Below are 13259 nucleotides of genomic sequence, written 5' to 3' on the forward strand. Positions count from 1 at the left end.
AGAGAGGGGTACAGAAATGACAAAATATATCTTTGTAACCGGAGGAGTTGTATCCTCGCTTGGAAAAGGAATTACGGCGTCTTCGCTCGGCCGCCTGCTGAAGAACAGAGGTTTGAATGTCACCATTCAAAAATTTGACCCGTATATCAACGTAGACCCGGGGACAATGAGCCCGTATCAGCACGGTGAAGTGTTCGTAACCGACGACGGTGCGGAAACGGATCTTGACCTCGGCCACTATGAGCGCTTCATCGACATCAATTTAAATAAATACAGCAACGTGACAACAGGAAAAATCTATTCCACGGTGCTGAAAAAAGAGCGCAGAGGCGATTATTTAGGCGGTACCGTACAGGTTATACCTCATATCACAAATGAAATTAAAGACCGTGTATTCCGCGCCGGAAAAGAAACGGGCGCTGATGTCGTGATCACCGAAATCGGCGGAACCGTCGGTGATATCGAATCGCTGCCGTTTCTTGAAGCGATCCGCCAGATCAAGAGCGATGTCGGCCGCGACAATGTGATGTACATTCACTGTACGCTAGTTCCATATCTTAAAGCGGCGGGAGAAATGAAAACAAAGCCGACTCAGCACAGCGTAAAAGAACTGCGCAGCCTCGGCATTCAGCCAAATGTCATCGTCGTGAGAACAGAAATGCCGATTTCTCAGGACATGAAAGATAAAATCGCGCTGTTCTGCGACATCGATCCTAAAGCCGTCATCGAGGCCGGCGATGCGGATACGCTCTACTCCATTCCTCTCGACCTGCAAAAACAAGGGCTGGACAGCTTAGTCTGCAGCCACTTGAAGCTGGATTGCAGAGAAGCCGATATGGAAGAATGGAAAGAACTTGTCAAAAAGGTGAAAAGTCTGTCCAAAACGGTGACAATCGCTTTGGTTGGTAAATACGTCGAGCTCCCGGATGCCTACATTTCAGTTGTGGAATCGCTTCGCCATGCGGGTTATGCGTTTGACGCAGACATTCAGGTTAAATGGATCAATGCGGAAGAAGTGACGGAAGACAACGTTGCCGATCTTGTTCAGAATGCGGATGGTATTCTTGTGCCGGGCGGATTCGGAGACCGCGGTGTTGAAGGGAAAATCACGACAGTCAAATATGCCCGTGAACAAAAGATTCCGTTCTTCGGCATTTGCCTCGGAATGCAGGTGGCATCGATTGAATACGCAAGAAATGTGCTCGGTCTTGAAGGAGCGCACTCAGCCGAAATCGATCCTTCCACACCGTATCCGATTATCGACCTTCTCCCTGAACAAAAGGACATTGAAGACCTTGGCGGAACACTGCGTCTCGGACTTTATCCGTGCAAGCTTCAAGAAGGGTCGAAAGCGTATCAGGCATATGAAAATGAAGTGGTCTATGAACGCCACCGCCACCGCTATGAATTCAACAACGAATTCAGACAGCAGATGGAAGAAGCCGGATTTGTATTTTCCGGGACAAGCCCTGACGGCCGTCTCGTGGAGATTATCGAGCTTAAAGATCATCCATGGTTTGTCGCGTCTCAGTTCCACCCTGAATTCACGTCAAGACCGACAAGACCTCAGGCTCTGTTCAGAGACTTCGTACATGCTTCGCTGAAGACTTCGGAAAAGCTGTAAAAAAGAAAAAGGCCTGCCGGCACATCACGCCGGCAGGCCTTTTTTGGATTTTTCTGGTGATAATGGCGGCCCGAACTGGTACTATATTCATTAAGGCCGGCCCCACCGTCATTAATTTCCTTTAGGCAACCCTGTTTTATTGGTATTCCTGAAGAATTTCCTTTAATGTAAAGGATAGGGCATGATAAATGTAGAGGCTGACCATCAGGGACGGAAATCCGAACCTTGTTCCGTCTTCATCGGGAAGAAGCGGCATTCTCAGCTTTGAATCGATATGGACATCGGCGAATGATGCGATCGGGGCGCCGTCTTTTCCCGAAGGGGAGACGACAACAAGTCCGATTCCTCTTTCATACAGTTTTTCCGCCATTTTCAGCTCTTCGTCATCCGCTGAACCGGCGCAGAACATCAGCACTTTGTCCGTCATTTCAAAATCGGGCCAGTTTTCTTCGTTCTTCGGCAGCACTTTGACTGAGGGGAACGGTTCAGAACTGTACATCGCTTCTTTCAAAATGCCTTCCAATTCATTTTTTCCGTATACATAAACCGAATGATCACTGATGACCGCCTGAGCCAACAAGCGGGCGCCGTCCTCTATCGATTGGGCCTCGCCCTCTTGAATCCGGTTGAAGATTCCCGTCAATTGAGTGGTGAAAATTTTAAGCAAGCTGACTCCTCCTTTTTTACTGACTATCATTATATAACAAAAGAGAATAATGGGAAAAATCCTCTAAATATGTCGCAAACTTAAATATTTTAATTAAAGGAAAAGAGAAAAACAAAACAGAATAGATAAACTACTGCTTAATTTTGGCGAAAATTATAAATATAGAGGTGTAAATCATGAATGAGAAGATTTTAATCGTAGACGACCAGTACGGGATTCGGGTTCTGCTGAATGAAGTTTTCAATAAAGAAGGATACAAAACCTTCCAGGCTGCGAACGGGATTCAAGCGCTTGACATTGTGAAAAACCAGCGCCCCGACCTCGTTTTGCTCGATATGAAAATCCCCGGCATGGACGGAATTGAAATTTTGAAAAGGATGAAGGTCATTGACGAGGGGATCCGGGTCATCATTATGACGGCCTACGGAGAGCTCGACATGATCCAGGAATCGAAGGAGCTCGGAGCCCTGACGCACTTTGCGAAGCCTTTTGACATCGACGAAATTCGCGATGCCGTTAAAACCTATCTGCCTATAAAGTCCAACGGATAGCGGAAAAGTTTTTGATGTTGTCACAGTCACAATGTTGCCGATTTGTTGATTAATTGTTATTCTATATAAGTAGAGAAAAGCTATCTAACGTTTTTAAAAAACCAAAACATTTTACATATGGCGGATTTTTCTGGTCATGCTAGGTAGGTGTGGAGGCTTTTTTCGCAAAAGCAAATCAGGCTACATAAGGAGGACTTTCGACATGCCTTTAGTATCAATGACGGAAATGTTGAATAAAGCAAAAGAAAACGGATATGCTGTCGGACAATTTAACTTAAATAACCTTGAGTTCACTCAAGCGATTTTACAAGCCGCTGAAGAAGAGAAATCTCCTGTTATCCTCGGTGTATCAGAAGGTGCAGGACGCTATATGGGCGGATTTAAAACCGTTGTGGCAATGGTTAAAGCGCTGATGGAAGAATACAACGTAACAGTACCTGTTGCGATTCATTTAGACCACGGCTCAAGCTTTGAATCTTGTGCAAAAGCGATTCATGCGGGATTCACTTCCGTTATGATCGACGCTTCCCACCATCCTTTCGAGGAGAACGTTGCGACGACTTCAAAAGTTGTTGAGCTTGCTCATTTCCACGGTGTATCAGTTGAAGCTGAGCTTGGAACTGTAGGCGGACAGGAAGACGACGTAATTGCTGAAGGCGTCATCTACGCGGACCCTAAAGAGTGTCAAGAACTTGTTGAGCGCACAGGAATCGACTGCCTTGCACCTGCATTAGGTTCTGTTCACGGCCCTTACAAAGGCGAACCAAACCTTGGATTCAAAGAAATGGAAGAAATCGGAAACACAACTGGTCTTCCGCTCGTACTTCACGGCGGTACAGGCATTCCGACTGCCGACATCAAGAAAGCTATTTCTTTAGGTACGGCAAAAATCAACGTCAACACTGAAAACCAAATCGCTTCTGCGAAAGCTGTTCGCGAAACGCTTGCTGCGAAGCCTGAAGAGTATGATCCGCGCAAATACCTCGGACCTGCACGCGAAGCTATCAAAGAAACAGTGATCGGCAAAATGCGTGAATTTGGTTCTTCAAACAAAGCATAATGACGATTGGAAAAGCATCTGTTTTCCCGCAAAGCCGGGGGAACAGGATGTTTTTCTGATGTTTTAGGGAAGTGCTGTTAACACATGCCTTTGACGGCATGAGGCTCTTTTGCTTCCCGTTCAGTCAAAAAAGCCGCCTGATAGCGACAGGCGGTTTTATCCATATCATCCGGAAAGCGCAAACATGTTCCACAGTTCAGACATTTTCATGACAGGAGGTTTTATCAATATGCTGTTTTTTATTGATACTGCAAATTTAGACGAAATCAAAGAGGCACACGCTCTCGGCGTGCTTGCAGGAGTTACGACAAATCCTAGTTTAGTAGCAAAAGAAAACATTTCGTTTCATGACCGTCTGCGTGAAATTACCGAAGTGGTTTCTGGGTCAGTCAGCGCCGAGGTTATTTCTCTGAAGGCTGAAGAGATGATTGAAGAAGGAAAAGAGCTTGCGAAAATCGCGCCGAATATTACGGTGAAAATTCCGATGACGTCTGACGGCCTGAAAGCTGTTAAAGCATTAACCGATCTCGGGATTAAAACGAACGTCACGCTGATCTTCAGCGCAAACCAGGCGCTTCTTGCCGCAAGAGCAGGAGCTACGTATGTTTCCCCGTTCCTGGGACGCCTTGACGATATCGGCCACAACGGCCTCGATTTGATCAGTGAAATTAAACAAATTTTCGATGTGCACGGTTTGGACACGCAAATCATCGCCGCGTCCATCCGCCATGCGCAGCATGTGACTGAAGCCGCGCTAAGGGGAGCGCATATCGGTACGATGCCTCTCAAAGTCATTCATCAGCTTACAAAGCACCCGCTGACTGATAAAGGGATTGAACAGTTTTTAGCTGACTGGAATAAATAATTGCTTCATGTGGGTGGCAAGTGGAGGGGCTCCCTCCGTTTGTCACCATTTTGTCTTACAAAGAGAAATGAATGTTTTGCAGAAGAGAACCTTGCCGCAGTCTGCTTCGCTACTTTTCTTCCCGATAAATTTAAAATGTGTTGTATTCTTTCTCTTTTAATTGGATAGATTTTGAAATGAACCATTTATTTTGAGTCTGAAGGAAATCTCATTATGAAGCGCTCCATTAGCTATCTTCTTTAAGGAAGGAGACGATCATGGAAAAGTTAAATATAGCCGGCGGCGATCCTCTCAATGGCACAGTACATATAAGCGGAGCGAAAAACAGCGCTGTCGCTCTCATACCCGCGACGATTTTGGCTGATTCGACGGTTACGCTTGAAGGCCTTCCCCATATTTCAGACATTTTGACGCTGCGCGATCTGCTGAGAGAGATCGGCGGAAACGTTCACTTTGAAAAGGGAGAAATGGTCGTTGATCCTGCGCCGATGATCAGCATGCCTTTGCCGAATGGAAAAGTGAAACAGCTTCGGGCTTCTTATTACTTAATGGGCGCGATGCTCGGACGCTTTAAGAAAGCGGTCATCGGCCTTCCAGGCGGCTGCCACCTCGGTCCGAGACCGATTGATCAGCATATCAAAGGTTTCGAGGCGCTCGGAGCCGAAGTGACGAACGAACAGGGTGCGATCTATCTGCGTGCGGAGGAATTAAAAGGCGCGCGCATTTATCTTGATGTCGTCAGTGTTGGAGCAACGATCAACATCATGCTTGCCGCCGTGCTTGCCAAAGGCAGAACCGTAATTGAAAATGCTGCGAAAGAACCTGAGATTATCGATGTTGCGACCCTTTTAACGAGCATGGGAGCAAAAATAAAAGGTGCCGGTACGGATGTCATTCGCATCGAAGGCGTTGAGTCGCTTCACGGGTGCAGACACTCGATTATTCCGGACCGGATCGAAGCCGGCACTTTCATGATCGCAGCTGCTTCCATGGGACAAGAAGTGCTGATTGATAATGTGATTCCGACGCATTTGGAATCGTTAATCGCCAAGCTCCGCGAAATGGGAGTTCGAATCGAAGAAAGCAGCGAGCAGATTTTAATGGTCGGCGGACAGAAAGAGCTGAAACCCGTCGATTTAAAAACGCTCGTATACCCCGGTTTTCCGACAGATCTGCAGCAGCCGATGACATCGCTCTTAACGAAGGCAAACGGGACGAGCGTCGTCACTGACACCATTTATTCCGCCCGCTTCAAACATATTGACGAGCTGAGGCGCATGGGCGCGTCGATGAAGGTCGAAGGCAGATCGGCGATTATTACCGGTCCCGTTCCTCTGCAGGGCGCCAAGGTGAAAGCGAGCGATCTGCGGGCGGGAGCGTGTCTCGTTGTTGCGGGTCTAATGGCGGAAGGAGTCACGGAAATCACCGGTTTGGAGCACCTTGACAGAGGCTACAGCCAGCTTGAAGAAAAGCTGGCAAAGCTTGGGGCCACTGTCTGGCGCGAAAAATTGACAGACCAGGAAATTGAACAGCTGCAAAATTCCTGATGGACAAATGCTGTGATAGATCAAACATAAAACGATTTCATACGGGTGAGGGGAGATTAGATAGGAATGGAAAGAAGCTTATCGATGGAACTGGTGCGTGTGACAGAAGCGGCTGCGCTTAAGTCAGCGCGCTGGATGGGTAGAGGTAAAAAGGACGAGGCCGACGACGCTGCGACAAGCGCCATGAGGGATGTATTTGACACCATTCCTATGAAGGGAACGGTCGTAATCGGAGAAGGGGAAATGGACGAAGCGCCGATGCTTTATATTGGAGAAAAGCTCGGCAACGGCTACGGCCCTCGCGTAGACGTAGCAGTAGATCCTCTCGAAGGGACGAACATCGTCGCAAGCGGCGGATGGAACGCACTCGCAGTCATTGCTGTGGCTGATCACGGAAACTTGCTGAATGCGCCTGACATGTATATGGATAAAATCGCTGTAGGTCCTGAAGCTGTCGGCTGCATCGATATTGAAGCGCCTGTGATTGATAACTTAAAAGCTGTGGCAAAAGCAAAAAATAAAGATGTAGAAGATGTCGTAGCCACGATTTTGAACCGTTCGCGGCACGAGGAAATCATCCATGAGCTTCGCGAAGCAGGCGCCCGAATCAAGCTGATCAACGACGGGGACGTGGCCGGTGCCATTAACACCGCTTTTGATCATACAGGCGTCGATATTTTATTCGGCTCAGGAGGAGCTCCGGAAGGCGTCTTGTCTGCTGTCGCACTCAAAGCTCTCGGAGGAGAAATTCACGGAAAGCTTCTTCCTCAAAACGAAGAAGAACTGAGACGCTGTGAAAAGATGGGGCTTGATACGGGCAAAGTGCTCCGCATGGAAGACCTCGTCAAAGGAGACGACGCGATTTTTGCTGCAACCGGTGTCACAGACGGAGAGCTCTTGAAAGGCGTGCAATTCAAAGGATCTGTTGGAACGACCCACAGTATAGTCATGAGAGCGAAATCCGGTACGGTGCGGTTTGTGGACGGAAGACACAGTCTCAAGAAAAAACCTAACCTGGTCATCCGGCCATAAGAAAAAGCGGGGATATAGATGACCCGCTTTTCCCTTGTATTTCACTTCACGAATTGAATCAAGGTTCATACTCTGATACAATAGCTAACGGCTTTTCTTCTTTATGTCAAGGCATTTTCAAAACAGGGTCATCTCTATCAATTTCATGTCAAATCGTAAATGAAGTTGAATATGTACGACAAATGGGGTAAAACTAAAGAGTGCTGCGAAATTTTCTGCACATGTTGGTTCTTAGAGAGCCAAAATCCTGCCGCATCTATCAGATATGCGATTATCTTCTCTTGTTAAGTCCTCGCTTCTTTCTCGACTCATACTTATAATCCTTTTCAATACGTCGATATATATGGGTAGAAGCGTTGCCGGTAAACGAATCGGCAGTATAATCAAGCGTCTTTCATGAATTTGATGAGACAAAGTAAATTATTCGATTAGAAAAGAGTGGTGTTCTTAGTGAAAGATGTATCCATTTCATCTTTGGAAAATATGAAATTAAAAGAGCTGTATGAGCTTGCAAGGCATTATAAAGTCTCTTATTACAGCAAACTGACAAAAAAGGAACTGATTTTTGCCATTCTGAAAGCGAACGCCGAACAGGAAGATCTGCTGTTCATGGAAGGCGTATTGGAAATCATCCAGTCTGAAGGGTTCGGCTTTCTCAGACCGATCAATTACTCCCCTAGTTCAGAGGATATCTATATTTCCGCTTCGCAAATCCGCCGTTTTGATTTGAGAAACGGTGACAAAGTGTCCGGAAAGGTCCGTCCTCCAAAAGAAAACGAACGGTATTACGGCCTTCTGCATGTTGAAGCGGTTAACGGCGACGATCCTGAATCGGCAAAAGAGCGCGTGCACTTTCCAGCGTTAACGCCTCTTTATCCAGACCGCCAGATGGTGCTTGAAACGAAACCGAATCACCTGTCAACACGGATCATGGACATGATGGCGCCGGTCGGATTTGGACAGCGCGGTCTGATCGTCGCTCCGCCTAAAGCAGGTAAAACCATGCTTTTGAAAGAGATCGCGAACAGCATCACAACCAACCATCCGGAGGCGGAGCTGATCGTGCTTCTTATCGATGAAAGGCCTGAGGAAGTGACCGATATCGAACGTTCGGTTGCAGGAGACGTCGTCAGCTCCACGTTTGACGAAGTGCCTGAAAACCACATCAAGGTGGCCGAGCTTGTTTTGGAACGTGCGATGAGGCTTGTCGAACATAAAAAGGACGTCATCATTTTAATGGACAGCATTACAAGGCTTGCCCGCGCTTATAACCTAGTCATTCCACCGAGCGGCCGAACGTTGTCAGGGGGAATCGATCCCGGCGCTTTCCACCGTCCAAAGCGTTTCTTTGGAGCAGCCCGCAACATCGAAGAGGGCGGCAGCTTAACGATCTTGGCGACCGCGCTTGTCGACACGGGCTCGCGGATGGATGACGTCATTTATGAAGAATTTAAAGGGACAGGGAACATGGAGCTTCATCTTGACCGTTCTCTTGCGGAAAGAAGAATCTTTCCTGCCATTGATATTCGCCGTTCGGGTACGCGTAAAGAAGAACTTCTCGTTCCGAAAGAGCACCTTGACCGTCTGTGGTCCATCCGGAAAACGATGTCTGACACGCCTGATTTCGTCGAAAAGTTCATGAGAAAAATGAAAAAGACGAAAACGAATCAGGAGTTTTTCGATATTCTGATCCAGGAATGGAAGCAAGCGAATATGTCGGCTGCAAGGCGCTGATTTAAAACTTTAGTTTGCAAAACGTCCGAATCGCTGTTATAATTCTATCATGTGCGTTCCGGAGGTTTTGTCCCGGAATAATAACTCTGTTTCCGAATTGGATTCAGGGCGGAAGGAGATGACAGATATGAAAGCAGGAATTCATCCTGAGTTCAAAAAAGCAACAGTCAAATGCGCTTGTGGAAACGAATTTGAAACAGGTTCAGTAAAAGAAGAGGTACGCGTTGAGATTTGTTCTGAATGCCATCCGTTCTACACTGGCCGCCAAAAATTCGCTTCTGCTGATGGTCGTGTTGATCGCTTTAACAAAAAATACGGTCTTAAGTAATAATAGATATGATAAACAGGCAGGATTTTTCTTGCCTGTTTTTTTACTTGCAATAATCGCTGGAGAGGAGTTAGTCGGATGTACATCATGAAGCAAAGCGGATGGCTTGAGCTCATATGCGGAAGCATGTTTTCGGGCAAGTCAGAGGAGCTTATCCGCCGGATCAAAAGGGCAACGTTTGCGAGACAGGAAGTCAAAGTGTTTAAACCAGCCATTGATAATCGCTACAGCAGTGAATCGGTTGTTTCGCATAATGGGACATCCATTGTTTGCCATGCCATCGCATCTCCGGAAGAAATTTTTCAATACATAAGCAAAGAAACGGATGTCATCGGCGTCGATGAAGTCCAGTTTTTTGACGAATCGATTGTCGGCACGTTAACTTCTCTGGCTGATCAGGGCTACCGTGTGATTGCAGCAGGTCTTGATTTGGACTTCCGGGGCGAGCCTTTCGGTGTCGTGCCAGATCTTATGGCTTTAGCGGAAACGGTGACGAAGCTGCAAGCGGTGTGCTCTGTCTGCGGATCTCCGGCCAGCCGTACGCAGAGGCTGATCAATGGAAAACCTGCTTCTTATGACGATCCGGTCATTTTGGTGGGGGCTTCCGAAGCATATGAAGCACGCTGCCGCCACCATCATGAAGTGCCTGGAAAGCCAAAATGAAATCGGACAAACACATAAGATTTTCACGCAAAAAACACTTGGTAAAAACAAGTGTTTTTTTTATTGAATCCTTTTTATAGGAATTAATGTAATTAAAAAACTTAATTAAGAATACGAAAAAATTAACTAATTTTCATCGCTTGAATTTTGACAAAGTCAGGCATAAAATGACTTACTGTAGTCAGTAAAAAGTAAATAGGTTTTAAGAAATGTTCAGTTTTTTGTCAAAAACGCGCGTTACATATTTGACAATCTACATGTGTAAAAAAGGCAAATGTTCTATATTGTTTACCGTATTTATTTCACTTCATTAATATTTTAAGAAAGAAGGTAATTAGTGTGAACAACATGAGAAGAACGAAGGAAGGATATTTGGAGACTTCTTTGCGGGGAAAAGACGTTCTTTCCATTCCGACGCTTAATAAAGGTGTTGCATTTTCGCTTGAAGAAAGAAAGCACCTTGGTCTTGAAGGGCTTCTGCCGCCGACTGTTCTCAGCCTTGATCAGCAGGCGGAACGGGCTTATGAACAATTTTCCCGTCAACCTGACAGACTTCGTCAAAATGTATATTTGAACGATCTGCAAAACAGAAACGAAGTGCTTTTCTATAAATTATTGCAAAACCATCTGCGTGAAATGCTTCCAGTTGTCTATACGCCAACTGTCGGTGAAGCGATTCAGGAATACAGCCACGAATACCGCAGACCGCACGGTGTTTACTTGTCAATCGATGATATAGACGGAATCGAAACGGCGTTTAAAAACCTGCAGGCGTCTGCTGATGACATCGATTTGATCGTTGCGACCGATTCCGAAAGCATCTTGGGCATCGGCGACTGGGGCGTCGGAGGCATCAACATTGCAATTGGTAAGCTTGCAGTATATACGGCGGCAGCAGGAATCGATCCGAGCCGCGTCATCCCAGTCGTACTGGATGTCGGAACGAATAATGAAAAACTGCTAAACGATCCGCTTTATATCGGAAACCGTCATCCGCGTGTAGAAGGTGAGCGTTACGAACAATTTATCGACGCTTATGTCGAAACAGCATTGAAGTTTTTCCCTAATGCGCTTCTTCACTGGGAAGATTTCGGAAATAAAAACGCTCGCAATATTATGAGTAAATATAACCATAAAATTTCAACATTTAACGATGATATCCAAGGAACAGGGGCTATCACGCTGGCAGCGATTTTAGCAGCTGTTAAAAAGACCGGCACGTCTTTGAAAGACCACCGCGTCGTCATCTTCGGACCTGGTTCTGCGGGTATCGGAATTGCTGACCAAATCCGTGACACCATGGTGCTTGAAGGGCTTTCAGAAGAAGAAGCCAGCCGCGCATTCTGGACAGTCGACTACAGAGGATTATTAACGACAGGCATGGATCAAATTTTGGATTTCCAAGAACCGTATTTGCGCGATACCGAAGAAGTGAAAGAATGGAAACGCAATGAAAAGGGAGAGATTTCCTTTGAGGAAGTCATCCGTCAAGTGAAGCCTACCATTCTGATTGGTACATCAGGTGTTGCCGGCGCCTTCACTGAAGAAATTATCAAAGAGATGGCGGCTCATACTGAACGTCCGGTGATTCTGCCGATGTCCAATCCGACACATCTGGCTGAAGCTGTTCCTGAAGACTTGTTCAAATGGACGGACGGAAAAGCGCTTGTGGCGACGGGAAGCCCGTTTGAAGCTGTTGAGTACAATGGCGTGAAACACGAAATCGGACAATCCAATAATGCTTTCGTATTCCCTGGATTAGGCCTGGGAACAATCGTTTCGAAGGCGAAAGTCATCACAAACGGCATGTTTGCAGCATCTGCAAACGCGGTCGCGAACATGGTTGACCATGAAAAACCGGGTGCAGGCCTGCTGCCGAAAATTGACGACCTGCAAGACGTATCCGTTCAAGTGGCAATTGATGTTGTGAAAGCTGCCATTAAAGACGGCGTGGCTCAAGTTCAGCCTGAAGATGTCGAAAAGGCGGTTCGCGAAGCCATGTGGCGTCCGGAATATCAAACAATTGTTGCAAAACGCGACTAATATTCAATACTGAGGAAACGATAAAAAGAAACAGCAGCCCGGGTCCGGATATTTTGTCACCGGGCTGCACCAATCAAAGATGAAAAATGGGATCGACGGCTGTGTAACAGGGCGACTGCGTTTATCAGCCGCCGTTAATTCGTCCCTGAAAGGGACAACATAGAGGAGGAAACAGTCTTGGACTTTTTAAATATTTTAATCCTCCTTGCGCCAATATTTTTTGTTATTGCGCTGGGATGGTTCGCGGGTCACTTTGGAAGCTATGATGCTAAATCTGCAAAAGGGGTAAGTACGCTCGTTACGAAATACGCGCTTCCGGCCCACTTTGTTTCAAGCATTTTGTCAACGCCAAAAGATAAGTTTTACAGCCAGATTCCGCTGATGATTTCACTGGTCATCGGTATCGTTGGATTTTACGTAATTATTTTGCTTCTTTTACGATTTTTATTTAAGTACGATTTAACAGATGCTTCAATGTTCTCATTAAACTCAGCTCAGCCGACATTCGCCTTTATGGGAATTCCGGTATTGGGCAGCCTGTTCGGCATGCAGGAAGTTGCGATTCCGATCGCGATTACGGGAATTGTCGTGAATGCGATGCTTGATCCTCTTGCGATCATCGTCGGAACTGTCGGCCGTTCTTCTAAAAAACAAGCGGAAACGACAGACAGCATTTGGAAGGTAACAGGAAAATCAATTTTACACGGTTTGTCTGAACCGCTCGCTTTTGCACCGCTTGCAAGTATCATTCTTGTATTATTCGGTCTGCAAATTCCTGAATTGCCGCAGAAAATGCTTGATATGCTCGGAAATACGACTTCAGGTATCGCTCTTTTCGCAGTCGGGGTGACTGTCGGAATCCGTAAAATCAAATTCAGCATGCCTGCTTTGAGCATCGCTTTATTAAAAGTCGCTGCTCAGCCTGCTTTAATGTTTGTGATCGCGATGGTCGTGGGCCTTTCTTCCGCCGACATGACAAAAGCGGTTCTGCTTGTGGCATTCCCTGGATCTGCCGTGGCGGCTATGATTGCTACAAACTTTGAAAGCCAGGAAGCAGAAACGGCATCCGCGTTTGTGATCAGTGCGGTGCTGTCAATTATTTCACTGCCGATATTGATTGCCATTACAGCATAATGAAAAAGCTT

At 46.4% G+C, this 13259-nt stretch carries 12 protein-coding genes; 11 read left to right on the top strand and 1 reads right to left on the bottom strand.

The annotated features are described in order from the left end of the window. Positions 1-16 precede the first annotated feature (16 nt). Positions 17-1624 (top strand): CTP synthase, encoded by a 1608-nt coding sequence (locus tag ACH97_RS04345; protein ID WP_020453291.1) that lies wholly within the window; start codon positions 17-19, stop codon positions 1622-1624. A gap of 136 nt (positions 1625-1760) precedes the next feature. Here the strand turns inward: ACH97_RS04345 and ACH97_RS04350 are convergent, their stop codons facing one another. After that, positions 1761-2291, bottom strand: a complete 531-nt coding sequence (locus tag ACH97_RS04350; protein ID WP_023857063.1) for a DUF2529 domain-containing protein — start codon at positions 2289-2291, stop codon at positions 1761-1763. Between the two features lie 173 nt (positions 2292-2464). Here ACH97_RS04350 and ACH97_RS04355 point away from each other — a divergent pair, with 173 nt between their 5' ends. The 10 genes from ACH97_RS04355 (at position 2465) to ACH97_RS04400 (ending at position 13248) form a co-directional block, all read left to right on the top strand. Continuing rightward, positions 2465-2842, top strand: a complete 378-nt coding sequence (locus ACH97_RS04355; protein WP_094777382.1) for a response regulator — start codon at positions 2465-2467, stop codon at positions 2840-2842. A 202-nt stretch (positions 2843-3044) separates the two neighbouring features. Beyond that, positions 3045-3902 (top strand): class II fructose-bisphosphate aldolase, encoded by an 858-nt coding sequence (locus ACH97_RS04360; protein ID WP_020453288.1) that lies wholly within the window; start codon positions 3045-3047, stop codon positions 3900-3902. Positions 3903-4131: 229 nt separating this feature from the next. Beyond that, the gene (fsa, locus tag ACH97_RS04365; RefSeq protein ID WP_020453287.1) at positions 4132-4767 is read left to right on the top strand and encodes a fructose-6-phosphate aldolase; all 636 of its coding nucleotides are present in this window, start codon (positions 4132-4134) and stop codon (positions 4765-4767) included. 257 nt (positions 4768-5024) lie between these two features. Beyond that, positions 5025-6314: a UDP-N-acetylglucosamine 1-carboxyvinyltransferase gene (locus tag ACH97_RS04370; protein WP_023857064.1), complete on the top strand. Its 1290-nt coding sequence runs from the start codon at positions 5025-5027 to the stop codon at positions 6312-6314. Between the two features lie 66 nt (positions 6315-6380). Further along, positions 6381-7346, top strand: coding sequence for a class II fructose-bisphosphatase (glpX, locus tag ACH97_RS04375; RefSeq protein ID WP_023857065.1), 966 nt, complete (start codon positions 6381-6383; stop codon positions 7344-7346). Between the two features lie 450 nt (positions 7347-7796). Further along, positions 7797-9080: a transcription termination factor Rho gene (rho, locus tag ACH97_RS04380; protein WP_003186053.1), complete on the top strand. Its 1284-nt coding sequence runs from the start codon at positions 7797-7799 to the stop codon at positions 9078-9080. Positions 9081-9207: 127 nt separating this feature from the next. Further along, positions 9208-9408 carry a 50S ribosomal protein L31 gene (gene rpmE, locus ACH97_RS04385; protein WP_003186051.1) on the top strand — a complete coding sequence of 67 codons (201 nt, stop codon included), beginning with the start codon at positions 9208-9210 and terminating at the stop codon, positions 9406-9408. 78 nt (positions 9409-9486) lie between these two features. Next, entirely contained in the window at positions 9487-10071 is a 585-nt protein-coding gene (locus ACH97_RS04390) for a thymidine kinase (RefSeq protein ID WP_020453284.1), read from the top strand. Between the two features lie 339 nt (positions 10072-10410). Then, the gene (malS, locus tag ACH97_RS04395; protein WP_025810638.1) at positions 10411-12114 is read left to right on the top strand and encodes an oxaloacetate-decarboxylating malate dehydrogenase; all 1704 of its coding nucleotides are present in this window, start codon (positions 10411-10413) and stop codon (positions 12112-12114) included. Between the two features lie 177 nt (positions 12115-12291). Further along, positions 12292-13248 (top strand): AEC family transporter, encoded by a 957-nt coding sequence (locus tag ACH97_RS04400; protein WP_020453282.1) that lies wholly within the window; start codon positions 12292-12294, stop codon positions 13246-13248. Positions 13249-13259: the final 11 nt, after the last annotated feature.

The organism is Bacillus paralicheniformis (genome assembly GCF_001042485.2).
Taxonomy (GTDB): Bacteria; Bacillota; Bacilli; order Bacillales; family Bacillaceae; genus Bacillus; species Bacillus paralicheniformis.

Bases quoted from the DNA above. Each gene is read 5' to 3' on its own strand.
- ACH97_RS04390 (WP_020453284.1), top strand. From the start codon at position 9,487: ATGTACATCATGAAGCAAAGCGGATGGCTTGAGCTCATATGCGGAAGC.
- glpX (WP_023857065.1), top strand. From the start codon at position 6,381: ATGGAAAGAAGCTTATCGATGGAACTGGTGCGTGTGACAGAAGCGGCT.
- ACH97_RS04370 (WP_023857064.1), top strand. From the start codon at position 5,025: ATGGAAAAGTTAAATATAGCCGGCGGCGATCCTCTCAATGGCACAGTA.
- fsa (WP_020453287.1), top strand. From the start codon at position 4,132: ATGCTGTTTTTTATTGATACTGCAAATTTAGACGAAATCAAAGAGGCA.
- ACH97_RS04360 (WP_020453288.1), top strand. From the start codon at position 3,045: ATGCCTTTAGTATCAATGACGGAAATGTTGAATAAAGCAAAAGAAAAC.
- ACH97_RS04345 (WP_020453291.1), top strand. From the start codon at position 17: ATGACAAAATATATCTTTGTAACCGGAGGAGTTGTATCCTCGCTTGGA.
- rpmE (WP_003186051.1), top strand. From the start codon at position 9,208: ATGAAAGCAGGAATTCATCCTGAGTTCAAAAAAGCAACAGTCAAATGC.